The 22668-nt window shown below is 67.6% G+C and carries 25 protein-coding genes and 1 pseudogene; 9 read left to right on the forward strand and 17 right to left on the reverse strand.

All coding sequences use genetic code 11. The annotated features are described in order from the left end of the window. Positions 1–472 precede the first annotated feature (472 nt). The 10 genes from ACIPSA_RS45190 to ACIPSA_RS45235 are packed head-to-tail and all read right to left on the reverse strand — an operon-like array spanning position 473 to position 9708. A complete protein-coding gene (locus tag ACIPSA_RS45190) occupies positions 473–832 on the reverse strand; it encodes a hypothetical protein (protein WP_402646523.1) in 360 nt (119 codons plus the stop codon). A 7-nt stretch (positions 833–839) separates the two neighbouring features. Beyond that, positions 840–2585, reverse strand: a complete 1746-nt coding sequence (locus ACIPSA_RS45195; RefSeq protein ID WP_402646526.1) for an ABC transporter ATP-binding protein — start codon at positions 2583–2585, stop codon at positions 840–842. After that, entirely contained in the window at positions 2582–2893 is a 312-nt protein-coding gene (locus ACIPSA_RS45200; RefSeq protein WP_402646528.1) for a hypothetical protein, read from the reverse strand. Before ACIPSA_RS45200 ends, ACIPSA_RS45195 begins: the two co-directional genes overlap by 4 nt. Before the next feature lie 36 nt (positions 2894–2929). Next, positions 2930–3874: a hypothetical protein gene (locus ACIPSA_RS45205; RefSeq protein WP_402646530.1), complete on the reverse strand. Its 945-nt coding sequence runs from the start codon at positions 3872–3874 to the stop codon at positions 2930–2932. Next, positions 3871–4494, reverse strand: a complete 624-nt coding sequence (locus ACIPSA_RS45210; protein WP_402646531.1) for a flavoprotein — start codon at positions 4492–4494, stop codon at positions 3871–3873. The genes ACIPSA_RS45205 and ACIPSA_RS45210 overlap by 4 nt, the downstream gene beginning before the upstream one ends. Further along, positions 4487–5473 (reverse strand): LLM class flavin-dependent oxidoreductase, encoded by a 987-nt coding sequence (locus tag ACIPSA_RS45215; protein ID WP_402646534.1) that lies wholly within the window; start codon positions 5471–5473, stop codon positions 4487–4489. Before ACIPSA_RS45215 ends, ACIPSA_RS45210 begins: the two co-directional genes overlap by 8 nt. An 8-nt stretch (positions 5474–5481) precedes the next feature. After that, positions 5482–6279, reverse strand: a complete 798-nt coding sequence (locus ACIPSA_RS45220) for an ABC transporter permease (protein ID WP_402646537.1) — start codon at positions 6277–6279, stop codon at positions 5482–5484. Next, complete coding sequence (locus tag ACIPSA_RS45225; RefSeq protein ID WP_402646540.1) at positions 6276–7145, reverse strand: ABC transporter ATP-binding protein; 870 nt, start codon at positions 7143–7145, stop codon at positions 6276–6278. Before ACIPSA_RS45225 ends, ACIPSA_RS45220 begins: the two co-directional genes overlap by 4 nt. Next, complete coding sequence (locus tag ACIPSA_RS45230; protein ID WP_402646542.1) at positions 7142–8437, reverse strand: M16 family metallopeptidase; 1296 nt, start codon at positions 8435–8437, stop codon at positions 7142–7144. Before ACIPSA_RS45230 ends, ACIPSA_RS45225 begins: the two co-directional genes overlap by 4 nt. Next, on the reverse strand, positions 8434–9708 hold the full coding sequence (locus ACIPSA_RS45235) for a M16 family metallopeptidase (protein ID WP_402646544.1): 1275 nt from the start codon (positions 9706–9708) through the stop codon (positions 8434–8436). Before ACIPSA_RS45235 ends, ACIPSA_RS45230 begins: the two co-directional genes overlap by 4 nt. Before the next feature lie 165 nt (positions 9709–9873). Between ACIPSA_RS45235 and lxmK the strand changes: the two genes are divergently transcribed. From lxmK to ACIPSA_RS45260, 5 genes are all read left to right on the forward strand, one after another. Further along, positions 9874–11052 (forward strand): class V lanthionine synthetase subunit LxmK, encoded by a 1179-nt coding sequence (lxmK, locus tag ACIPSA_RS45240; protein ID WP_402646546.1) that lies wholly within the window; start codon positions 9874–9876, stop codon positions 11050–11052. Further along, positions 11049–12026, forward strand: coding sequence for a T3SS effector HopA1 family protein (locus ACIPSA_RS45245; protein ID WP_402646549.1), 978 nt, complete (start codon positions 11049–11051; stop codon positions 12024–12026). Before lxmK ends, ACIPSA_RS45245 begins: the two co-directional genes overlap by 4 nt. After that, entirely contained in the window at positions 12023–12316 is a 294-nt protein-coding gene (locus ACIPSA_RS45250) for a helix-turn-helix domain-containing protein (RefSeq protein WP_402646552.1), read from the forward strand. Before ACIPSA_RS45245 ends, ACIPSA_RS45250 begins: the two co-directional genes overlap by 4 nt. A 226-nt stretch (positions 12317–12542) precedes the next feature. After that, positions 12543–12725 carry an LxmA leader domain family RiPP gene (locus ACIPSA_RS45255; RefSeq protein ID WP_402646554.1) on the forward strand — a complete coding sequence of 61 codons (183 nt, stop codon included), beginning with the start codon at positions 12543–12545 and terminating at the stop codon, positions 12723–12725. A 59-nt stretch (positions 12726–12784) separates the two neighbouring features. After that, entirely contained in the window at positions 12785–12973 is a 189-nt protein-coding gene (locus tag ACIPSA_RS45260) for an LxmA leader domain family RiPP (RefSeq protein WP_402646557.1), read from the forward strand. Between the two features lie 146 nt (positions 12974–13119). On the opposite strand, the gene ACIPSA_RS45265 is transcribed toward ACIPSA_RS45260, so the two are convergent. Together ACIPSA_RS45265 and ACIPSA_RS45270 are read right to left on the reverse strand one after the other, a co-directional pair. After that, a complete protein-coding gene (locus ACIPSA_RS45265) occupies positions 13120–13452 on the reverse strand; it encodes a winged helix-turn-helix domain-containing protein (RefSeq protein WP_402646560.1) in 333 nt (110 codons plus the stop codon). A gap of 6 nt (positions 13453–13458) precedes the next feature. Further along, positions 13459–13887 (reverse strand): hypothetical protein, encoded by a 429-nt coding sequence (locus ACIPSA_RS45270; protein WP_402646563.1) that lies wholly within the window; start codon positions 13885–13887, stop codon positions 13459–13461. A gap of 331 nt (positions 13888–14218) precedes the next feature. Between ACIPSA_RS45270 and ACIPSA_RS45275 the strand changes: the two genes are divergently transcribed. Continuing rightward, positions 14219–14617, forward strand: a complete 399-nt coding sequence (locus ACIPSA_RS45275) for a transposase (RefSeq protein ID WP_402646566.1) — start codon at positions 14219–14221, stop codon at positions 14615–14617. A 489-nt stretch (positions 14618–15106) separates the two neighbouring features. Here ACIPSA_RS45275 and ACIPSA_RS45280 read toward each other — a convergent pair whose 3' ends face one another. Then, positions 15107–15805, reverse strand: a complete 699-nt coding sequence (locus ACIPSA_RS45280) for an SDR family oxidoreductase (RefSeq protein ID WP_402646568.1) — start codon at positions 15803–15805, stop codon at positions 15107–15109. A gap of 160 nt (positions 15806–15965) precedes the next feature. On the opposite strand from ACIPSA_RS45280, the pseudogene ACIPSA_RS45285 reads away from it, so the two are divergent. After that, a pseudogene (locus ACIPSA_RS45285) lies at positions 15966–16780 on the forward strand (IS5 family transposase); the annotation flags it as partial. Between the two features lie 116 nt (positions 16781–16896). Here ACIPSA_RS45285 and ACIPSA_RS45290 read toward each other — a convergent pair. The 4 genes from ACIPSA_RS45290 to ACIPSA_RS45305 form a co-directional block, all read right to left on the reverse strand. Further along, on the reverse strand, positions 16897–18153 hold the full coding sequence (locus tag ACIPSA_RS45290; protein ID WP_402646571.1) for an amidohydrolase family protein: 1257 nt from the start codon (positions 18151–18153) through the stop codon (positions 16897–16899). Continuing rightward, on the reverse strand, positions 18150–19301 hold the full coding sequence (locus ACIPSA_RS45295) for an MAB_1171c family putative transporter (RefSeq protein WP_402646574.1): 1152 nt from the start codon (positions 19299–19301) through the stop codon (positions 18150–18152). Before ACIPSA_RS45295 ends, ACIPSA_RS45290 begins: the two co-directional genes overlap by 4 nt. Positions 19302–19315: 14 nt before the next feature. After that, a complete protein-coding gene (locus ACIPSA_RS45300; RefSeq protein WP_402646577.1) occupies positions 19316–19687 on the reverse strand; it encodes a hypothetical protein in 372 nt (123 codons plus the stop codon). Positions 19688–20136: 449 nt separating this feature from the next. Beyond that, a complete protein-coding gene (locus ACIPSA_RS45305; protein ID WP_402646580.1) occupies positions 20137–20604 on the reverse strand; it encodes a helix-turn-helix domain-containing protein in 468 nt (155 codons plus the stop codon). A 309-nt stretch (positions 20605–20913) separates the two neighbouring features. Between ACIPSA_RS45305 and ACIPSA_RS45310 the strand changes: the two genes are divergently transcribed. Continuing rightward, positions 20914–22356, forward strand: coding sequence for a hypothetical protein (locus ACIPSA_RS45310; protein ID WP_402646583.1), 1443 nt, complete (start codon positions 20914–20916; stop codon positions 22354–22356). After that, on the forward strand, positions 22325–22615 hold the full coding sequence (locus ACIPSA_RS45315; protein WP_402646585.1) for an integrase core domain-containing protein: 291 nt from the start codon (positions 22325–22327) through the stop codon (positions 22613–22615). The genes ACIPSA_RS45310 and ACIPSA_RS45315 overlap by 32 nt, the downstream gene beginning before the upstream one ends. Positions 22616–22668 lie beyond the last annotated feature (53 nt).

The raw sequence follows: 22668 nt of genomic DNA on the forward strand, positions 1-22668 counted from the left end.
CCCCGCCCGGCCGCAGAGGGCACCAGGCGCGCCCTGAACCCGATGATCGCCTCCACCACTGACACCCCACCCCCACCTATTTCCCAGAGCTTGGTCAGTGAGAGGAGGAGAGAAGAGGGCTGTGACGACGTCCCGAGGCACCGAAAAGCCGTGGTGTGCTGGGGAAACGCGGTCCGCGCTCGTGCCGGGCACGGAAGTGGGTACGGCAGTGGGATCGCAAGCGCCGGCGGCAGGAGACCGCGGCGGCTTGCCCAGCCGACCAGCCCTCCCAGCGGTGAAGCGTGGCCAGGGCGGTGGTCCAGTCGGTGACGATGGCTTGCTGCGCGGCCGCGAGCGTGAGCTGGCCCTTGCAGACGGCGGTGTGCAGTCGTCGCGCCCCTGAGGCTCCGGGATGGCAGCCTTGCTTGCCGAACCGACCTCGTCGACCCCTACGCCCAAGCGCTGACAAGCTGATCGACGCCAAGGCATACGTTCAGGCTGGCGAGGCGTCGATTTCGTGGATGCCGCCTCCGGCACCGGTGGCGAGATACTCCAGGAGCCGAGTGAGGGCGTTCGCAGACAGTTCCTGTGCGTCGTCGTCACCGAACTCATCGGTGACGGGCTCGTCTTCGTCGGTGACGTCGGCCAGCTCGAAGGTGGTCTCCCAGATGCGCTGAACGGGCCAGCGGCCGGCACGGGTGGTGAACCGGATACGGATGGGCCAGCTGGCTCCGTCTGCGGTGACGTCCACGACCTGGACGGTGCCGGACTGCAGGCAGTCGATGGAGCGCCCGCGCAGCACGTCAGCGGTCATCCGTGCGGCGCGGGCGGGAGAGGAGAGCACGGCGGTCATACGACCATCACGCGGCCTGCGTCCGCTGGCTGTTGACCAGGTCCTGGTAGGGAGAGCAGCGGTCCATCAGAGTCTGGTGGGTGCCGGCGTCGGTGAGGGTGCCGTTGGTCAGCATCACCACGTGGTCGGCATGCTGCACGGTGGACAGCCGGTGGGCCACAACTATGACGGCTCGGGTGGTCGCCAGCTGGTCGACGACCCGCCGGAACCGCTTCTCGTTGATGCTGTCCATCTGCGAGGTGGGCTCGTCCAGCAGCACGATGTCGGCGTCCGAGAGCAGGGCCCGTGCTAGAGCCAGGCGCTGCCGCTGCCCACCGGACAGGTCGTTTTCCCGCCCTAGTGTCGTGTCCAGCGCTTCGGGCAAGGAAGTGAGGTCTTGCAGCAGTCCGACCGCTTCCAGGGCGGTGGCCAGCTCCTCTTCGGAGGCCGGTTCGGCACGGCCGAGCTGCAGGTTGTCGCGGATGGTCCCCTCCAGCAGGGTGAATTGCTGGTCGACGTAGGCGATGCGGCTGCGCAGCTCTTCAAGCGGCCAGTCGGTGATCGCGTGGCCCAGTATGTTGATCTTTCCGTCATCGGCGTGCATGAAGCGGTCGATGAGCGTCAGGCACGTCGACTTTCCGGCGCCGGAGGGGCCGACAAGGGCGGTCAGACCGGTACGCGGCGCGGTGAAGGTGACGCGGTCCAGAACCGGAATGCCGGTGTAGGAGAAGGAGACGCCTTCGAAGGCGACGGCTGCTGTGCCGGGGAGGGGCTGCGGCGCAGTGAGACCGGGCTGGGCGCCGTCGGTCTCCTGCGCGAGGTCGAAGAAGTCGTTGAAGCGGGCGCGGGCAGCGAGACCGGCCTGGAGGCGCCCGATACCCGTGGCGACGACGGTGACGGGGGAGACCAGCTGAAGGAGGTAGAGCAAGAAGGCCGCGAAGCTGGGGACGGATAGATCGCCGCTGGCCATGCGGGCTCCGCCGCCGATGATGACCCCGACCAGAGCGACCTGCTGGCCCAGCTGCATCACGGGGGTGATCCACATCTGCAGGCGGGCTCCGACCAGGGAGGTCCCGGTGAGCTGCTGCGCGGTGTCGCCGAGGCGGCCGGCAGAGCGTCCCTCGGACCGGTATGCCTTGATGGTGGGGAGGGCCGAGAGGTAGGCGGTGAAGTGCTGGGCGAGCTCGCCCACGGCGTCCTGCTGGTCGACGATGTTGCGGCGCACGCGGATCAGCACCCAGCCGATCGCCGCACCGGCGAGGGCGAAGGAGCCCACGGTGATCAGTACCAGCAGCCAGTCGAGTACCGCCATGACGACGAGGGTGAAGATCACGGTGAGGGCGGCCAATGGCAATTGGACGACCCCGATGTCGATGACGGCGCGCAGCAGCATGGCGTCGGAGGTGACGCGGGCGACCAGATTGCCCGCCCCCTGCGCCCGGACCGTGTTCACGGGCAGACGCAGGCTGTGCTCCATGACGCGCTGGCGCAGCCGCAGGACCATGAACTCGCCGATGCGGGAGAGCAGGTAGCTGGAGGCCGCCGAGGCGCCGGCGGATCCCAGGGCGGCTACGGCCATGAGGATCACCGGCCGGGTGATCGTTTCGTCTTGGCCGAAGGAGCTGATGATGTCTTTTACGAGCAGTGGTACGGCGAGCGTGCCGGCTGTGGCGATGAGGGCGAACATCAGGGCGGAACCGAGTTGAAGTCGGTTCCGCCGCAGCAGGTCCGCGCCAATGCGGACCTGCTGCGAAGCGGAGTGAGAGGTGGTCACCGGGCTACCTTCTTGGCTATTTCCACTGCGGTCCCCAGCGACAGTTCCGGCTTGGCTTCGCGCAGGGCTTTGGTGGCGCGCACCTCGTGCTTGGGGTCGACGCCGGCGGCCGCCAGGACTCCCCGGGCCCACTCCGTCGTCAGGTCCTCCTCGGAGGAGGGGAGGTTACGAAGCAGGTCCAAGGCGTGCTGCAGCCCCGGCACCAGCGCAGGGTCGGCGTCGGCCAGGGCCTGCTCGAGTTGGGTGCAGGCGACGTCGACGTCGCGGATGACAGTCAGGTTGAGGCGGCGGTTGAAGAGGGAAGACATGTCTACTCCTGACGTGCGGAACGGATCGTTGTGCGTTTACCAGGGATGGAGCGTGCTGGCCCCCTGATCGTCTATCAGGTCGGTGATGTGACGGGTATAGAGCAGGAGTTCGGGGTGCCAGCCGACGAAGGCGGCGAAGTCGTGGACGTGGGTGAGGGTCCGTAGCACCGCAGCGCGTGCCAGGGCGGTGCGGTCCGCTACCGGGCCGTAGGCGGTGAGGAAGTGGTCGCGGGCCTCGCCCAGCAGGGGGCGGGGCTTCTTCGCGACGGTACTGATCATTTGGAGCTCAGCCAGCTCACCGAGCAGCCACCCGGCATCGAGCTCACCATGTCCGCCGACGGTGTCCTCTCCGGCCAGGATCATGGCGCCCTCGTCGGGGGAGTCGGCCATGACGATCTGTCCGAGACCGAAAGCGCCGTGCAAGGTGACCGCGGCGGTGCCGGGGTGCTCCACGGCAGCTCGACACCACTGGCGTACCTCGTCCCAGCGGGAGACGCCTAGTTGGTGGGTCATCCGCTGGTGCAAGGCGGCGGCGGCCCGGGGGCCGGTCCCGGTGTCCAGCCAGGCCAGGAGCCGGGCCGGGCCGGGCGCCGGGCCCGGTGCGGTGCTGGGGTGGGCGTGGCGGTGGAGAGCGCGAAGTGCGTGCCCGGCGTCGCTCATGGTGCGCAGCAACTGGTCGTGCTGTTGCGCGGTGGGGGTACGGGACAGCAGGCCGGCGGCGGTCGTCGAGCCGGGCACCAGGTAGGTGAGGGAGCCGTCGGAGGCGGTACCGGGCAAGGGAGTGGCGAACTGCACGCTGCCGTGGGCAGCGGCCGCGGCCTGCCGCCGGAAGGCGGCGGTGGGCCGGCGCAGCGGGGCCGTCCGGTCGGGCCCGGGGCGACGCTGCCAGGCATAACGCCCCGGCGAGAGACGGCTGATCCGGGTTTGCAGGTATCCGGTACCGAACTCCTGCTCCGTCCGCCCCATGGCGGGGGCGCTCACACCGTTTCCTTCGGCTGCTCTGGGCTGGTCATCGACCGGCGCAGGTCCTCCAAGACCTGGAGCGCGTTGGGCAGTGTCGCCGCTGAGGGGCCGGGCTCGCCGGTGGTTAGGCTGAAGCCCGGCTGGGGCGGCACCACTACCACGTTCGGCCGCTGTGACAGTTGGTGCACGTGGCGACGGTAGGCGGGAGATGCCTCGGCGCCTGGCGGCGGAGCTGGGGCGACGGCGATCGCCGCGGAAGTGCACTCCAACGCCAGGAGCAGAGGGGTGTCGGCAAGGCCGAGGGCGAAGCGGGCAGTGAAGTGGAAGGTGGCGGGGTGGACCAGGACGGTGTCGGCCCAGCGGGACAGCTCCACGTGCGTGGCGCTTTCGGGGTTGTCGGGCCACACGTCCTGGATGGCGGGCCGGCCGCCGGTGACGGCTACGGCGGTGGATCCGACGAACTGGTTTGCCGACCGGGTCAGGGCGCAGCGGACTTCCAGCTGCGGGTATGCCCCGCGCAGCCAGTGCAGCCACATGGGCAGGAACATGGTGCCGATGCTGCCCGTGGCGATGTAGAGGAGGCGGCGGCCGCCGAAGATTGGTGGTGTGCCCTGCTCGGGCGCGGTGGTCTCAGACATGGGCGGCCTCGTCCACGGCCGCAAGGACGGCGGTGAGATCGCGCAGGGCGGCTCCGGGGCCTTCGGTGAGGCACACTCCGCATACGTTGAGGATGACCTCGTGCACGCCGTGGCGGTGAAGGTCGGCGAGCTGGGCCGCAATTTCCTGCGGTGATCCGGAGACGAACACGCCGGACTTCACTAGCTGCTCTGCGCCCTGAAGTGGCTCGGCCGGATCGGCGGGCACCCCGCCCTGACGCAGCATGTCGGTGTAGTGCTGGCTGGCCAGGTGCGGGCCGACAGCGGTGTACGCAGCCTGGACGAGGTCGCGATCGGGCCGCGCCACCGCAACGTGTACGACCGAGGCGACCCGCGGCGGCGTCCGGCCGGCGGCCTGTGCGCTGGCGGACATCTCCGGAATGAGGGTGTCCCGGATGTAGGTGGGCGGGGCAAGCCAGGTGATCGCGACATCCGCGGCCCGGCCGGCGGCACGGGCCATGGCGGGGCGTAGTACGCCGAGCCCGACCTCCACCCCGGGATGGGGGAACTCCGTGAGCCCCGCACCGTCGGTGGTGAACGTCCCGGCTGTGGAATGCGCGGGCTGTCCGTCCAGCAGCGTCCTCACGGTGCTGACGTACTCCCGGACGCTGCTGACCGGCCGGGTGCGGGTAGCCGGGGAGACGGTGCTTTGGAATTCGCTGCTGCCGGGGCCGAAGCCGGCCACGTAGGGGTGGCCGGAGAGGGCGGCCACGGACCGGGCGGACACGGCTGCCTGGAAGGGGTGCTGCAACGGCGAGAGGACGACGCTGGAACCGAAGGGAATGCGCAGGCCCATCCCGGCGAGGGCGGCGAATACATGATGGGTCTCCAGGCGCAGGGACTGGCCCATCCACATCCGGCCGCTTCCGCGCTGCTGCACCAGCCGGGCGAACGGGACGGCCGCGCCGACGTCCCCGGCCTGGACGGGGAACATCACGCTGGTCACTTGGGGAGAAGACATGGGTGCCTCTACTTCGCGGGGTCGATGGAGAGTTCACGGCGGCGAGCCAGGGTGCTTCCCGACTCGCGGCGCGTTGTGCGCTGCAGCAGCCATGCGGCACTGAGGCTGCCCAGGACCGCCCAGGCGAGGAAGACGCCCAGCGCCGGCAGCTGCCAGCTGCTGTCCCCGCCAGAGGTGAGGGCCTCTCGTACGCCTTGGGCCATCCACTTCAGGGGGAAGGCTTCGGCCACGCCCTGCAGCCAGCCGGGCAGCTGCGACAGCGGGAAGAAGACGCCGGAGATGGCCAGCAGCCCGTAGACGGGGAGCATGACCATGGCCAGGGCCTCGCGTGCGTTGGGCAGCACGGCGCCGATGAGCAGGCCCAGCGGCGCCGTCGCGGCGAAGCCGGCGACAAGGACCCAGATCAGGGTGAGCCAAGCGGTCACGGCGCTGGGCAGGCCGCTGTGGTTGATGGCCGCGCCCAGAAAGAGCAGGAGGAGGGAGGAGGTGAGGGCGACGCACGTGATGAAGAGGATCTTCCCGGTGACATAGGCGAGCAGTCCGCTGGGCAGGCCGCGTACCCGCAGCAGGGTTCCGTCGGTCTTGTCGCTGGCCAGGGCCTGCGGGAGCGACGTCAGCGTGGTCAGGACGGACAGAGAGGCGATGCCACCGGCGACGATGAGCTGTGCCTGCCGGTCCTGCCAGTTGGCGAGGAGCACGAACGCCACGACGTTGAAGAGGTAGCTGGACAGGTCCTTGGAGGACCGCGCCAGGTGCCGGAGCTCCATCGTGCCGCGGCGGATTCCGTTGCTGATTGCTTCCGTCACGCTTCCGCTCCTTCGGCGCGTACGAGACCGAGGTAGGTGTCCTCCAGGGACGGCCGGATCACCTCGAGGTCGGGGATGGGGCCGCCGGATTTCTCATGGAGCTCCCACACCAGTTGGGAGGGGTCGTGCGTGGCCTGGTTGTGGGCGATGCCCTCGGCGGTCCACCGCACCTGTGCGAACGCATGCACCTTGTGTGCCAGCTCCGTCGGGGTGCCGCAGGCGACGAGGCGGCCGCGGATAAGGATCGCGGTGCGGTCGGCGAGCCGTTCGGCCTCTTCCAGGTCGTGCGTGGTGAGCAGGATCGTCATTCCGGCGTCCTTCAGGCTCAGGATGAGCTCGTGGAAGGTGCGTCGGGCCTGGGGATCGAAGCCGGTCGTCGGCTCGTCAAGGAAGAGCAGCTCAGGCCGGCCGATGATGCCCAGGGCGACATCCACCCGGCGGCGCTGGCCGCCGGAGAGCCTGCCCAGTTCCTGGTCCGCCTGCTCCTGCAGACCCACCAGCTCCAGCAACTCATCCGGCGCGTAGGCGCGCGGGTAGTAGCCGGCGAAGTGCACCATGAGTTCCCGCACCCGCCAGCGGGCATGGTCGCGCCAGGACTGCATCACCACGCCCACCCGGCGGCGCCATGCGTCGTCGACCGCAGAGGGATCAGCGCCCAGCACCCGCACCTCGCCGGCGGAGCGCTTGCGGTAGCCCTCCAGGATCTCCACGGTGGTGGTTTTGCCGGCTCCGTTGGGGCCCAGCAGCGCGAAGAGCTCGCCTTGTCGGATCGTCAGGTCGATGCCGTGCAGCACATCGCGTGCGCCGTAGGACATGCGCAGGTCGCTGACGGATACGGCCGCATCGGCCTGTGTGTTCTCAGTCATTTCCATCCTGGGCCGCTCATCTCCAAGTTCTTCAGGTCGCCGACGACGACGCCACCGAATCGGGCGGGGGTGTAGAACGTGCCGGCCACCTCCCTCACCTCGGCTGCGCTGACGTCCTCCAGACGCCGGGTGAAGGTGACCAGCCAGTCCAAGGGCTGGCCGAGCATGAGGTGGGACAGGAGGGTGGACGCCAGGCCGCTCTGGGAGGCCAGGGACAGGACCGTGACTCCCGTCATGTAGCGCAATGCCGCGTCGGTCTCCTCCCCGGTCGGGCCCTCGTGCGCGAAGCGGTCCAGCTCACGAAGGAGCTGCCGCAGGGCGGGGCCGGTTGCAGCGGTGGCCGTGTCTGCCTCTACGCCGATGAGCAGGCGGTCGAGGTGGTCGGTGAAGGCCGACTCCACGCGGTAGGCGAGCCCGAGTTGTTCACGCAGTACGGACACCAGCCGCGAGGAGAAGTAGCCGCCGAAGACGACCGAGGCGACGGAAAGGGCCGGGAACTGGGGGTTCTCGCGGTCCACTCCCGGCGCTGCCAGCCGCAGATGGGATTGCACCCAACCGGACTGCTGCTTGTGCTGCAGCGTTGGCGTGGCCAGGGCGGGACAGCCGGCCGTCCCGGCGTTCTTGTCCCCGGCGCCCGGCTCCCAGCTGCTCAGCCGCCGCTGCAGCATCTGAACGGCGGTTTCGGGGTCGAGGTCGCCGACGACGACCAGCATTGCCTCCCGCGGACGCACGAACTGATGATGGACAGCGGCGGCCTCCTGCCGATCGATCTCGCGCAGATGGGCGGGCGAGGCCAGCGGAAACAGCGGCGCGGGGACGGCACCGTACAGGTGCTTCAGCAGGGCCTGCTGCGAGACCTGGCCTGGCTGGGATGCGGCAAGCTGCGCCTGCCGGATGACCTTGTCGCGTGCTTCGTCGATGCTGGCCGGTGAGGGTGCGGCGGGGGTGAGACTCTGCGCCAGGGTGTCCCCCAGCAGCGGCAGCCGGGAGGCCGGGCAGGTGGCGCTGAGGCCCAGCCATGCCCCGCGCCTCGAGGAGCTCAGGCTCCCCCCGATGTGTTCGAGGCGTTCGGCGGCCTGGGACCGGTGCGGCAGGGCGGCGGTGAGCACCTCCAGTGCAGCGAGTTCACGCTCGTCCTTCGGGTGGACCGGCAGCGCCAGGTGGGCCTGGACCAGGGGGACCGAGGGCAGTCGGCAGGCCACGATCCGCAGCCCGCTGGTGAGTGTCGTGTCGGTGGCGGGCGGCAGCGTGACTCTTGGCGGAGCACCCAGTGGGGGCAGAGTGGGGTTCACCGGCTGCCTCCTTCGGCCAGGAGGGACAGCAGGGCGGGCTGCTGTTCGCGCAGCTGTGCTGCGGCAGCGATGACCTGCGATGCAGTGATGCCGGCTGCCAGATCGGGGAGCGTTTCGCCCAGGTCGGGCCGGCCGAAGAGCAGTTCATGCGCGCCCAGGTAACGGGTGCGGGCCAGCAGGGAGTCCAGCTTCTGCAGGAGGCGGCTGACGGTGATCGCGACGGCCCTGGCGACGTCCTGCTCGTCCACCTTGCCGAACGCGAGGTCGGCAAGTGCGGCATCGACGCTCTGTGCGACCTGCTGCGAGGAGACCTGCGGCGGATGGGTGGCGACGATGATGAAGGTGTCCGGGTCGCGAGCCTGCAGGGGGCCGAACAGGCCGCAGCCGGAGCTGACGTCGACGGACATGGCGACCAGCGCCCGCTTCAAGGGCGCATGTTCACTGGCGGTCAGCAGGGTCGAAAGCACCATGTGTGCGACGTAGGCATCGAGGTCCGCGCCGGGGTCGGGCAGCCGGAAGCCGAGAGCGGTCGCCGGGTGGGGTGCGAAGAGGTCCTGGACGGTACCGCGCAGGGGTCCAGGACGTAGCGGCTCGGCCAGCGGCACGGGTGCGGGCACCGGCCGGCTGGGCACCGCGTCGAACTGCCTGGCCGCGGCGTCGATCGCTTGCTCCGGATCGATGTCTCCGCAGAGCGTGAGAACGGCGTTGCCCGGCACGTAGTGGGTGGTGAAGAACTCGGCGCATTCGGCAACCGTCGCCTCGTCCAGGTCCCCGAAGTCACCGTAGCCGTTGTGGGCGTTCGCCCACGTTTCGTACAGCACCGAGGGCAGTACCGTCCAGGGGAACCCGCCGTAGGGGCGGTTGGCGACGTTGAGCCTGATCTCTTCCTTGACGACCTCGCGTTGCGTCCTCAGGTTCGTCTCGGTGACGTCCAGGGATGCCATACGGTCCGCTTCCAGGAACAGAACGCGTTCCATAGCGGCCGCTGGCACCACTTGGTGGTAGTCCGTGTAGTCCGGATATGTGCTTCCGTTCACCACTCCGCCGGCTCCCTGAACCAAGGCGAAGTGCTCCCCTCTTGCGACATTCCGACTCCCCTGGAACATCATGTGTTCAAAAAGGTGTGCGAAACCAGACCGCCCATAGGGCTCGGATCGAAATCCGACGTCATAGTGAACGGCTACTCCGACTGCGGGAACACCTGGTACGGACTGAGCTACCACGCGGAGCCCGTTGGGCAGGGCCGCACGCTGCGGAGACGTTTTCGGCATGCGAACCACTGTAGAGTTCAGCGGCTCTCCGGGAAGCTAGTTCTTTTCCGTCGGGCGTACCCAAACCCCTGCCTCGAGATGAAGAAAATACAGGTGAGGGGCCTAGGGTGGCCGCTCACCCCCTTCACTGAAGGCTCCATAAAAAATAAACCGTAACTTTCAGGATTGCCCACATATCACCGCCTGCTTAAACTCCTCGCCATGACACCTCAATCCGAAAGCAATACGGATAGGGCGGGCGAGAGAGCGGAATACATCCCCGTCTCGCTGGAGCGATTCCCCGAAGTGGATGCCCTCTTGGGCAGGCTGGGGCTCGGTACCTACCAAACCGACACCCTGACCTCACTTATCGGCCGCAACGACAACTGGTCCGGAACGACCACTACGGGTGCGCAAGTATTCGTCAAAAAACTGGGAGACGTGACCGCTGCACAGAATTTCAAGCGCATCACCGTATTCGAAGAACTAGCCGCCAAGCGTCAATCGCGCCGCCTGCGTACCCCGGCCCTGCTGGGCGCCGACCCCGAGCACCATCTGGTGGCCTTCGAACTGCTGCCCGATGTCACCACCGGAACCGAACTCGCCGCGGACGACGCCTTCGACGAGGGGCTGTGCCGGCAGGCGGCTCAGGCGCTCGCCGTCATTCACCAGTTGCCCGCCGACGAGACAGCCATCGACACCTCGCCGCACCCGTTGCCGCCTTTGGGCGGACTGCGAGGACTGTCCCTGGACTACTTCGTCGAACGCAGCTTCGCGGAGATCGAGACCTGGCAACTGCTCCAGAACGACTCGCAGGTGATCGAAGCCCTCCAGAGCCTGCGCGACAGCGAGCACACCGACGTCCTCTGCCCCATCCACGCCGACGTACGACTGGACCAGTTCCTCGTGAGCGGCTCCACCCTGTACCTGACCGACTTCGAGGAATTCCGCCTTGGCGACCCCGCCCGCGACATCGGAGGCTTCATCGGGGAGTGGCTGTTCCGGGCCATTCACGGCATCCCGAAGTCCATCAGCGACGGCGCCGACTTCGGCCACACCGCCACCCACGACGAGATCCTCGCCCACGGTGTCAGTGAACTCGCCCGACTGCGCCCGTTGATGTCCGCGTTCTGGAACAGCTATCTGCACGCCACCAGGCTCTCTGCCCGGCATGTCTCGGGGCTCGCCACCCGGTCGGCCGCCTTCGCCGGTTGGCACATGATCGACCGGATGATCGCCCATGCGGTCCACTCCGTACGGCTCTCCCCTGCTCACCGGGCCGCCGCCGGCATCGGCCGCACCATCCTGCTGTCCCCCAGCGATTTCACCGCCACTCTCGGACTTGAAGGCAAAGGCGCAGCATGACTACTTTCCCTCTCGCCCCGCGGGTCGCCGCAACCCTCACTGACATCCATGTCGAGCCCGGAGGGCTCAAGGCCGTAGCGGGCACGGAAACCTTCGAAGGCGACAGCGCTCCCGCCCTGGCCAAGAAGCTGGCCGCCGGCCTCTACCAGATCCTGCACATGGGACGCAGCGAGCCCCTGACCTCCCGGCCCCGCAGCTTCCGCGACCGGGACTTGGATCACCGCCTGGCCGGTGCGATGCCGCACGAGCGCACCCGGACGCAGGCCCTGATCCACACTTACCCCCCGGAGCACAACGAGACGATCGTCGAGCTGGACGGTCTTCGGGTGCGGATGCCACCCGAGGCCGTGATCACGCCGCTTCCCGAAACGCCGCCCGGACCCGTGACGGTGACTCTTCCCGCCGCCCGCCCCGGCCTTTCCCCTGGCTTCTTCCTGGCCGACGGCAGCCTGGGTAACGAGCGCAGTGGTGACATGCTGCGCCTGTACGTCCATCTCACTCATCCCGAAGCGGCTCCTGACGCCTGGCACACCGTGCTGACACATCTTGAACAGGCTGGCCTGCCCTACCGCGCCAAGGTTTCTTCTTCTCCGCATCTGTACCCCCGGCGCGACGCACTCGTGGTCTATCTCGGTCCTCGTGCCCAGCACGCCGTCTTCGCCCTGGCCGAGCGGTTGAAAGGCCTGGACGGCGTGGGAGAGTCGACCTCTCCCTTCACCCGTGAGGTGGCTCCCGGTATCGGTGTGGCCTGGGAACCCACCGACCGCCGGGCCGGCCACAAGGGTCAAAGCTTCGGCGAGCACCGCACCGCGATCCTTGCCGAGGCTCTCGTCCAGCACGCCCTGCTTTCGGACGAGGACCGGACGGTAGCAGCAGAGATGGTCGCGAGTGCTTTCCTCGACGCCTCCATCGACCCGCTGGATCCAGCGCGCAACCTCAGCTCACCCCCGATACCCGTCCTGTCGCCGGCGTGACAACCGCAATCCCGCAGGAGGTCAAGGCGGATACGGTGCTGCGGGTGCTGCGGGGAAAGGCACGAGCCCGTGCCGCTGCGCGTACGTTGGGCGTTCCCGAGGCGTGCGTCGAGTCCTGGATCCAGTGCTATGTCCACGCCGGCTGCCGCCGGCTCTCCGGCAGCACGGCTGTATCCCCGGGCTCGGAACGGGCCCTCGCTCAGGTGCAGCAGCTGCGGTCGGCATTGGATGAAGCGCTCGAAGACCTGGCCGTGCTCAACGAGGTTCTGAGTCTGGCTGCACGGGTGTAGGTAAGCGGAATGAATCCATCCGGCCGCTCGTATTCTTTTCCCTTTGCACCGAAGAACCCCAGGTGAAGGTGACGACGGGGGCAAGTCACCGGTTCCTTTCTTCCTCGCCCGGACTCACCGCGCGTGGTCAACTTCTTTCGGCCAGGCCGTCGGCCGGATGCCGGTCGGCCCCCTGGATCGCTTTCCGTCGCCCGGCCACCGGGCGGACCGATTCGAAGGAGTTCACGTGAACACCGCTGACCAGCTCATCGCCGGTTACACCGCCTACACCTCCGCCGAGGAGTTCGGCGTCACGGCCGAGGGCGACGCCCCGGCCACCACGCCGGTCACCGTGACCACGGTCTCGTCGACCGAGTGCGTCTCCCTCACCGCCTCCATCGTCGGCACCACGCTGTCCGGCCACTGCTGATCTTCCTCACTAACGCCAACTCCGCCCGCCATCGGGCGGATTGATTTGAAGGAGTGCACGTGAACACTGCCGACCAGCTCATCGCCGGTTACGCTGCCTACACCTCCGCCGAGGAGTTCGGCGTCACGGCCGAGGGCGACGCCCCGGCCACCACGCCTTCGATTCTGGTGTCGATCGACACCTCGTCCGCGGCCTGCGGCGCGACCATCGGCTACAGCATCTCCAAGACCATCCACGGTGGCTGCTGAAAGCTGCGCCGACTCTGGTCACTTCGTGGATGTCTTCGCGGACTGACGGAACGAAGCACGTCACATATCCCCCGATGTGACTCTCCCGCCCGCGAGCCGGGTGAACCGGTAGGTGCCCGTGTGCAAGACGGGCACCTACCGGCGTTTTAGGTGTCGGGGCCGGCGGCCGTGTCGTGCCGTCGGCCCTGTTCGACACTTGTGTTCACCAGCGCGTTCAGTGCGGCGAGGTGCTCCTCCAGAGCTTTCCTGCCGTCGGGCGTCAAAGCGAGCCATGTACGCGGTCGTCTGCCGAGGTACCCCTTGCGCACCTGTACGTAGCCGGCGCTCTCCAGCGCTGTGACCAGCTTTGAGAGCGTAGCGGCTGACGCCCCGCAGCACTCCTGAACCGCCTTGAATTCGGCCTCTATGCAGCCGGAGAGGAAGGCGACGATGGCCAGACGCGTGGGGTGGTGGATCTGCTCATGCAGCTTTCCTGACATCGGTCCTCACGCCTTGCGTGCGCCAGCCAGGCGGATCCAAGCAGAAGCGCCGAGACCACAGCCCAGCGCGATGAAGAACCAGGGCCCGCCGGCGGCCGCGTCGACGAGGAGCGCGACCACCACGACAAGTGACATGGATGCGCCGTTCTTCCAGCGGTCGGCCTTATCCGCACCTGCCGACCAGGCCATGACACCGCTACGGCGGGCGGCCACAAAAGGCACGGTGACGGCCGCGACGATCAGAAGGAGAGCGGCCGCGCGAATCACCCACTGCCAGGGGTGCACGTCATCGGCCAGGCCAAGCGCAGACAGCCCGATGGCAAAGCCGAGTCCAACGAAGGGCGGGTGCCACGCCGGGACAGGACGCGAGCGGGCGGCCCTTCGTGCCGTATCGGCCGCGTCCAGCGCCGCACGGGCGTCGTCGTACGTGTTCATCGCGTTCATCCTCCACCAGAAGCGTTGCTGTCAGAGTGGCATATAGTTTCCAGGCAGGCAACTACATGGCCGATGGCAAGATTTTGTCGGCCGTAGAGATCATGGGGTGTTCAACTAGCGTGCGAATGTGGTGTGATCGCTGAGAGGAAGCGCTGATGCTGACCAAGGCCGGTCGGCTGGTCGAGAGCACACGGGGGCTACGCATGGAGACCGCAGCAACGCGCTGCACTCTCCTCGGAACCTTGCTCGCCACACGGCTGCACCCGCCGCATCAGCGCCGCGACCACAAGAGCTAATAAGGGGGAAGACGCCCATGCCTCGTCCACCGGCCATGCCGCCAGACGAGAAGGTTCAGCTGGTTCTCGCCGTCCTGTCTGGACAAACCACGGTGTCCCAGGCAGCCCGGGAAGCCAATGTCACAGAGCAGTCGATAGGCAACTGGCGGCGCCAGTTCATCGCCGCAGGACAACGCGGCCTGGAAGCCGGATCGGGGAAGTCGCAGCGCGAGCAGCAACTCCTCGACGAAATCAACAGACTCAAGGCAGCGCTGGGCGAAGCATTCCTCCAGCTCAAGGCAGGACGCGCAGCATTGGACCCGCGGGCAGTCCCTACACAGACCTCGAGGCCGTACGCACTGCGCGGGGGCTCAGCGTTTCGAGGTTCTGCCACATCATTGGAGTCCCCCGACAGACGTACACAAGTCAACGCAATGCGCTACGGGGCGGCCTGACACCTGACCTGTGATGGCACTTTCGCATACCGGTGCTCTGAAATCGTCGAGAAGGCCGCCCCCACGTAGGCCAAGAACGATCGCGCCTGACGCCGTGCCGGCCATCTGACCCAGAGCACCCCTATACCAGCAGCTCCCCGGCACCCCCGTCCGGGGAGCTGCTCCTTGCACAGCCTGCGTGCCCTGCCCGCCGAGCTGGATGACCGGACAGGGACAGCACGCGGACGGCAGTTCTCGTGATGCCGGATCTTCTGGCCCAAGAGCCGGAATCCGACAGCGGTAGAGGTGGTCGATCAGGCTCTGGCCTACCGTCCCCTTGCGTTGTGAGATGACCTCAAGTCGAAAGCCCGATGATCAAGGCAACGGCGGTGACGGTGCTTAGGAACGCCGCGGGGTGGCGGCCCAGATCCGAAGGCGCCCCCGGCCCGCGCCACACCATGCTTGGCGGAGCCAAAGGCGCCTCCCCGTACGACCCTTGGGAGCTCTACCTCAGCCAACCTGCCCCGTCGGCCGCACCGTGATGTGGTTGATGTCCACGCCCGCGGGCTGGTTGACGGCGAACACAATGGTGTCCGCGATCTGCTCGGCGGTCATCGTGGCGGCTGCCTCGGGGGTGCCACCGCGGGCGTGCCAGAAGGGGGTGTCCACGATGCCGGGGGCGACAACGGTGACGCCGACTCCGTCCTGGCCGACCAGGAGGCGGGTGTTCTCGGCGAGGGCGTGGGCGGCCCACTTGGTGACGGAGTAGAGGTTGCCGGGAGTGTGGCGGACGCCGGCGACCGAGCCGATGATCACGATTCGGCCCTTGGAGGTCCTCAGGTGGGGCAGGGTCTCCTGGATCAGCAGGGCGGGGCCCAGGACGTTGGTGAGGATCAGGGCGCGCATGTCCTCAGGGGAGTGGGTCTCCAGGTTGCCGGGCAGGGAGAAACCAGCGTTGGCTATGACGTTGTCCAGCTGGCCCCAGGTGTCCAGCACGTGGCGGACGGCGGCGGCGACGTCATCTGCTTCGCCGGCGTCGCCGGTGATCGTCAGCAGCCGCTCGCCCGCCCCCGCGGTGGTGGCGAAGGCGGCCAGCTTGCCCACGTCGCGTCCGGTGACGGCCACGCGGTGGCCCTGCTTGAGCAGGGCGCGGGCGGTGGCGGCGCCGATTCCGGTCGAGCCACCGGTGATCAGCGTGACGGGTTCCATGGGACGGCCTCCTCGGCGACGGGGTCATCGGGGCAAAGCGCCTGCACTCTACCCAGCGATCTTCGACGCTCGCTCCCGGCTTTCTCCGACGGCTCCGCTCCTGACTGTGGATCAGGAGTTAGGCAGTGTCATGCCGATCAGTTGAGTCGTTGATAGGACTGTGGGACATAGGGGTGATCTGACTGGCGCCCAGTGGGAGCGACTTGAGCCGCTCCTGCCAGTGAGCAACCGACGCTGTGGCCGATGGCGGGACCATCGGCAGGTAATCGACGGAGTGCTGTACCGGATCCGGACAGGCGTGCAGTGGCGCGATCTGCCGGAACGCTACGGGCCGTGGAAGACGGTGCACGAGCGGCATCGCCGCTGGTCAACGGACGGCACCTGGGAGTTGCTCCTCCAGCGGGTCCAGTCCGAGGCTGACGCGGCCGGCGACATCGACTGGGATGTGTCCGTGGACTCGGCCTCCGTGCGAGCCCACCAGCACGCGGTCGGCGCCCGGCTGGCGCCGCCACCGCGTCCCAGAGGGGGCTTTGGCAAGGCGGTCGGGAACGCTCGGATCCGGGCGGAACTGATCGACCTCCTGGCGGAGGTGGTGCAGGAGGTGAGGCGCTCGGCAGCTCACGCGGCGGCTTCACCACCAAACTCCACCTGAGCGCCGACGGTCGCTGCCGCCCGCTGTCGATGCTCGTCACTCCCGGGCAGCGGGCGGACTGCACCCACTTCGAGCCGGTCATGGAACGGATCCGGGTGCCGCGCCTGGCTGCCGGTCGGCCCCGCACCACACCGGACAGCGTCAGCGCGGACAAGGGCTACAGCAATCGCCGTACCCGTGCCTACCTGCGGAAACGAGGCATTCGGCATGTCATCCCGGAGAAGGCCGACCAGGCGGCCGGTCGCCACAGGCGCGGCAGCGCCGGTGGCTGGCCGCCCGGCTTCGACAAGGAGCGGTACAAGAAGCGCAATACCGTCGAGCGACGACGCGCCGGCCCCCTCGCCCGTTCTCACTCCGGACGCTCTCGTGGACAAAGCCATCAGGCTTCGTTCAATTCAAGCGGCAGCGCTCGTCCATCGGTTCTGCCGGGCCCATCGCCTCATCCACAGAAATCAGCCTGCTCCGCGGAGGCGGGCCGCTGCTGGGCCCATGACAGAGCTGCGGAGTCCGGGATATGGAGACGGCCACCAGCCAGCACGAGCTGCACGGCTCGCAGGGCATCCAGGCCGGCCAGAGGGTCACCGTTTACGACCAGGATGTCGGCGCGGCACCCGGCGGCGAGGCGGCCGGTCTGAATGCTCAGCCTGAGTGCGGAGGCGGCGTTGATGGTGGCCATGTCGATGATGCGGTGCCTTGGAACGCCCAAGTGCTCGAAGAATTCCAGGCTGGAGATGAGTCCGCCGAAGAAGGCTCGTGGAATGCCGGCATCTGTCCCTGCTACGAGCTGGACTCCGCTCTCTGCCATCCGGCGCGTGGGCGCGAACAGCTCAGCGGCCTTTTCGGGACCGACCCGGTCGGCGAAGGCACGCCAATTCGGGTGGTTGGCAAGGCAGACGTGAATCTGCTTGGCGATGATCTGCGCGAGGAGGTCCTCGCGCAGATCGGAAGTGCCCTCTTCGGTCATCCAGCTGCAGTGCTCGATCGTGTCGACCCCTGCGGTGATTGCGGCGGCGATGCCCTGCACGCCGTGCGCGTGGGCGGCTACCGGCAGACCGAGCCGGTGCGCTTCCTCCACCACGACGGTGAGTTCTTCGGTGGTGAACTGGGGCTGCCAGATCGACGGGCCACCGCGGGTCAGACCTCCTCCTGTCGCCATCACTTTGATGACGTCTGCGCCTCCCTCGGCGTTTTGGCGCACCTTATGCCGGATCTCTTTATCGCCCTCGACCTCGCCGCCGAGGAACCAGCAGTGCCCCTTGGGGGTTGTCAGCGGCGCGGTGGCGGCGAGAATCCGCGGCCCTGCCACGGCGCCTTCGCTGATCGCATCCCGGAGTCGGACGGACAGGCCGCCACGGTCACCCAAGTCACGGGCCGTGGTGATGCCGGCGTCGAGCAGTTGCTGGGCTCGGCCTGCCATGCCCAGGAGAAGCGCCGCATCGTCGCTGTCGGTCAGCGTGGTGACCGGGTCCGGTCCTGCGTCGAAAGCCAGGTGGACGTGGCAGTCGATCAGCCCGGGCAGCACAGTGGCATCGGGAAACTCCATCACCTGGCAGCCCGGTTCTGTGTGAGCGAGCACGTCGTTGCGTGCCCCGGCTGCCACGATGGTGTCGCCTGAGACAAGGACGGCGCCGTCGTCGATGTGTGTGCTGCTGGGACCGAGCAGTATGCGCCCTGCGGTGATGAGCAACTGGTTCACGACATCTCGCTTTCTCCGTCGGTGTGCTTGGCCCCGGCGAGGACGCGTCGTCGTCTCACCGCGTCCGACAGCTGGGCCAGCTGCCGCACGTCGTCTTCCAGGCTTTGCGTCAGCGGCATCGCGACGGCGACGGCCTGGGCGGGCGCTTGTGGCTGATCGGTGTGCAGCGCGGCGTAGAGCTGGTCAGCCATCTCGTCGGCCCACCCCGGCTGGTCCTCCACCGGGCCTACAACTGGCGCCAGGTGGGGGCTGATCCGTACCAGGCCGTCACGGCACTCGATGACTCTGCGGTAATAGCGCCGGTGCAGACCGAGCGGGAGCAGGCGGTCGCGCCATGGTTTGGCCGGCATCCGGTCGAGGGAGTGCTCTGGGTACGCCTCATCAAGCATCTGCCACAGCGGTTCCAAGCGGTGATACATGCGGCGGTGCTGGCGGCGTACCCGCACTGCCGCCAGCCGGGTGGCGGCTCCGGGGTAGCTGACTCCGATGAGGAACAGCGGGACCGCTAGCGCGATGATCACACTTGAAGCCCAGGTGACGGCCTGGTGCACGGTGCCCCCTTGCCAGCGAATCACGGTCAACACGGTACGGATCGTGCAGGACCCGGCCATGGCGCCGATCCCCACTGCCGCCAGCCAAAGGCCGGTTGACAGCGGCCGCTGTGAAGCACGGGCGTAGGAACAAGTCCACCGCAGGGCCATGGACAGGGCGTAGACGAGATAGATGTCCGCGACGAGGTAGAAACTCACCAGAGCCGGATCGCGCAGGTCAGATCCCCGGAAGTTCGCGCCGTGGTCGCCAGCGCCTGCCGCAACGGTCGCCGTGATGAGGCCGATGGCGGCGAGGGTCAGCAGGAGTGCCTCCCGGCGGGCGCGTCTGTTGCCCTCAGCCGCATCAGTGGCGGCCGAGTACAGGTAGAAGCACATCAGCCAAAACACCATGCTGAGCACTAACAGGTTCTGCACCAGCCGAGGGGCGCCCGGCCCGCCCACAGAAACGATCCAGCCGGCAAAGGGCTGTCTGGCCAGTACAAAGGAGCAGGCAGCACTGATCAGGCACAGCGTGACCGCGCGCAAGGCCGCGTCACGGGGGGCCTTGGCCAGCTGAAATATCTTCCATCCCAGCGCTGCGACGAAGGCCAGGCTCATGGCCAACGAGACGATCACAGCCATCCCTGCCTGTCGCCCAGCGCCGTCTGGACTCGCCGGACTGAGGCGTCCGTTGGCTGCGGTGGTACGACCCTGTTCAGTACCGAGGCCCACTCCAGGATGATGGTGGCGACGAGTTCCGCCTCCCGCTCGTGCTCCTGGTCGTAGGACGTGCGCTGCAGTGCCCGGCGGATCGCTTCGGGCGCGATGTCGGGCATCATCAGGGCCCACAGCTCCTCGTCGCCGACGTCACCGTCGTGATCGGCCAGGATGTGGCCCACCTCGTGCAAGATGATGTGATCCTGGTGGGCTTTTGTCGTCTCGCTCTGGTAGACGATGAAGTCGCTGGAACCCGTGGCAATCCAGACCCCGAATGGGCCCGGCACGGGCAGGGCGTAGGGCACCACATGAATGGGCCGGCCTCGGCGCTCGCCCAGTGCGCGGCACAGGGCCTCCACCTGCAGAGGCGGTTGAACGTCCAGGGCTTGGAGCTCCCGTTTGCAGCGGCGACGAAGCTGTCGCTCCTTCAACCGTTCCCCCTAGATCAAGGTTGAACTTCCTTCGTGCGACGACGGCTCATGGGTGTAATGGGGCATCCGTGCTGGTTGGCCACCGCAGTCCGGATCGCACCAGGCCTGGTCAGGGCCCGACACGACTCGTTCACAAACCGTCTGCGACGGAACACTAGCGAAGGGTTGGCCAGGGGTGGAAAAGGCCCCGTCAGAGGGCTCCGGGCCAGCAACGTTGCGGCCGGGCACCCGTGGACGTGTACGGCCCGGATCGAGACGGCCGGTGCGCCTCTGTGGTCGTGCTGCGGGTGGGCGGACGTGACGGGTCAGGCATCGCCGCTCTGTGAGTCCGGGTCTTCTCCCAGCCCTTCCAGCTTCCGCAGATGGCTCACGACCCCGGCCAGGGTCTGGCGGCTCGAATCGGAAAGGCCGTGTGCCCGAAGCGCGATGTTGCGCACATCGCTCTCCTTCAGCGCCTGCAGCAAGGCGAGTTGCTCGTCGATGCGCTGTGCCTGCTCGTTGTCGAGGAAGTAGGCAGGGCTGACACCGAAGTACCGGGCCAGAGCTTCGAGGTGCTTCATGGTCGGGTTGGTCTTCCTGCCGGTACGCAGCTGCCAGATGTAGGCGCCGCTGATCGCCCGTTCCCCCGCGGCGATGTTGATGGCAGTGGCGACGTCTTCATGAGACGGCGCCTTCTGGTCCTTCGGTGTCGCAGTTTCGAACAGATGATCGAGCTTCTGTGCGAGCGTGCGGCCCACCTGGCCGCCGGCACCATGCTCGGTCGCGCTGCTCATCCCCCGACTCCTTGCCAGTTCATGGACTCTCGGCCCTGAGTGTACTGAACGAACCTCAACTCTTGCTCAGTCCACGCAAGTTTACTGGTCATGAAGTGGATCTCGTGTCTAGTATCAACCGCAGTCATGAACTGACGTTAATGGGGGAGTGATGGCAGCACGCGCCCGTCCTGTGGGACACCAGCCGAAAACGGCAACGCCCAGAACCTGCTCACCTCGACTGACCAGCGAGGAACAGCAGGCCACTTCCCTGCCGCCGCGGACCGGACACAGCACCAGACGCACCGCCCACCCAGTAGGTGCAGCGCAGTGAGCACAAACGTACCCGACGACCCGACAGCCCTCGACCACACACTCGAGGTATCTCTCGGCCGGCGTGCCCCCTTCACCCAGGTCGGCGACTGGGTCCTGCTCTCCGGGGCAGACTCCGACGCCCGAACCCTGTACTGGGCGCTGTCTGCCCACCTCAACACGTCGCGAGACGACAACGAGGTCTGGCCGGGCCTGCTCACACTCGCCCGCATCCTGGGGCTGAAGAAGCCCGAAAACGTCTCCAAGTACATGCTGCAGCTCGAAGTGATCGGAGCCGTCGAGGTCATCCGCTCCACCACCGGCCTGGTGCGCCGCAACCGCTACGTCGTGCACCAGACGCCACCCGTCGACTACTGCGGACCCCGGTCCATGGCCGACTGGTACGCCCTTAACCGAGCCGTCCCCGACGAGACCCCCGAAGAGCGCGACGCCCGCGAGGAGGCCCTCGACGCCTGGCTCGCCGCCGCCCGCCAGACGATCAAGGAATGCTGCCAGCAGACCGCGCAAGCGCGAGCCCTGGCGCGCAAGAGCCGCTCTCCCCTGCCGCCGGCCGTCCCCTTCCTGGGGCTGAACTCCCGTACCCCCACAGCAGGGGGCACGGGGCGAGCTGGGAATTCCGCGAAATCAGCAGGCCAGACCGTACCCCTTGCTGTGGGGGTACGTACCCCCACAGCAAAGCGCTTCGCACCCCCCGGGGGAGGGGTTGAAGTAGACCAAGAAGAACAACACCAAGAATCCGCGCCTGCGGCGCGAAGCGTCGCTTCCGGCCGAAGGCCTCATACAGCAAGTAGTAGGAAGACTCCTCACAACGACACCGACAACGGACGACCTGAACTGTCGGCACCGCGGCAGGGACGACCACCCCGAAGCGGTGTCCGGCAACGCATGACCCAGGCCCAAGCCCAGGTCGTCGAGGCCGTCGAGGCTGGTCTTCCAGAGGAACTGCGCGCCCTGCTCCCCCCGTTCCGCCCCACGACGCTGCGGGACACCATCCTGCGCGAATACCAGCACCGCACTGTTGAAGAGCTGATCGCACGGGCCGACCGCCGCTGGTACGCCTGGGGGTTCGCCTCAACCGCCGACATCTCCACCGGCGAAGCCGGACTGGCCCATCCCGTGGGCGCCGCTATACGGCTCATAGCCTCCCACCGATGTCCCATCAGCAAGTGCGGCCGCGAATGCCCTGACCCCCGGTGTGAAGACGGTGTCATCATCGACACCAGTCAGGCATGCCCCCGATGCGTCGAACACCGGCGCGATCACCGCAACGGAGACGCCCTCCAGCCGAGTGCTGCCATTCGCGAGAGCAAGATGCAGCGACGGCCTGAATGCCTCGACTGCGGCAGGCCCATGGTTGGTCCAGCGCACCCCGACGGCATCTGCCGCGACTGCAGACAAGCCACGGCAGGTGCACGGGGCAGCATCAGACGAGCCGTGTGACCGCGGAGCCTGCGACGTTTCGGGCCGGGTCGGCTCTTGTTTCGATAATGCCGTCAGCGAGGCGTTCAACAGCGTCCTCAAAGTCGAGTACGTCCACCGGCACACCTTCGCCACCCGCACCCAGGCGCGGCTGAAGATCGCCACCTGGATCACCGGCTTCTACAACACCCGCCGGCTACACAGCGTGTGCGGGTACCGGAGCCCGATCGACTACGAACGAGAACACCAGGCCGACCCCGCCGTGGAATTGGCCGCTTGAAAGATCTCCACGACGCGAGGGGATTGACACTTTCGCTCGTCGCATGAAACCCG

It is taken from the genome of Streptomyces sp. NPDC086549 (assembly GCF_044746205.1).
Taxonomy (GTDB): Bacteria; Actinomycetota; Actinomycetes; order Streptomycetales; family Streptomycetaceae; genus Streptomyces.

Excerpts from the sequence above, each read along its gene's own strand:
- ACIPSA_RS45305 (WP_402646580.1), bottom strand. The coding sequence starts at position 20,604 with ATGAGCAGCGCGACCGAGCATGGTGCCGGCGGCCAGGTGGGCCGCACG.
- ACIPSA_RS45225 (WP_402646540.1), bottom strand. The coding sequence starts at position 7,145 with ATGACTGAGAACACACAGGCCGATGCGGCCGTATCCGTCAGCGACCTG.
- ACIPSA_RS45275 (WP_402646566.1), top strand. The coding sequence starts at position 14,219 with ATGCCGCCAGACGAGAAGGTTCAGCTGGTTCTCGCCGTCCTGTCTGGA.
- ACIPSA_RS45235 (WP_402646544.1), bottom strand. The coding sequence starts at position 9,708 with ATGCCGAAAACGTCTCCGCAGCGTGCGGCCCTGCCCAACGGGCTCCGC.
- ACIPSA_RS45200 (WP_402646528.1), bottom strand. The coding sequence starts at position 2,893 with ATGTCTTCCCTCTTCAACCGCCGCCTCAACCTGACTGTCATCCGCGAC.
- ACIPSA_RS45295 (WP_402646574.1), bottom strand. The coding sequence starts at position 19,301 with ATGAGCCTGGCCTTCGTCGCAGCGCTGGGATGGAAGATATTTCAGCTG.
- ACIPSA_RS45210 (WP_402646531.1), bottom strand. The coding sequence starts at position 4,494 with ATGTCTGAGACCACCGCGCCCGAGCAGGGCACACCACCAATCTTCGGC.
- ACIPSA_RS45280 (WP_402646568.1), bottom strand. The coding sequence starts at position 15,805 with ATGGAACCCGTCACGCTGATCACCGGTGGCTCGACCGGAATCGGCGCC.
- ACIPSA_RS45270 (WP_402646563.1), bottom strand. The coding sequence starts at position 13,887 with ATGAACACGTACGACGACGCCCGTGCGGCGCTGGACGCGGCCGATACG.
- ACIPSA_RS45265 (WP_402646560.1), bottom strand. The coding sequence starts at position 13,452 with ATGTCAGGAAAGCTGCATGAGCAGATCCACCACCCCACGCGTCTGGCC.
- ACIPSA_RS45215 (WP_402646534.1), bottom strand. The coding sequence starts at position 5,473 with ATGTCTTCTCCCCAAGTGACCAGCGTGATGTTCCCCGTCCAGGCCGGG.
- ACIPSA_RS45190 (WP_402646523.1), bottom strand. The coding sequence starts at position 832 with ATGACCGCCGTGCTCTCCTCTCCCGCCCGCGCCGCACGGATGACCGCT.
- ACIPSA_RS45245 (WP_402646549.1), top strand. The coding sequence starts at position 11,049 with ATGACTACTTTCCCTCTCGCCCCGCGGGTCGCCGCAACCCTCACTGAC.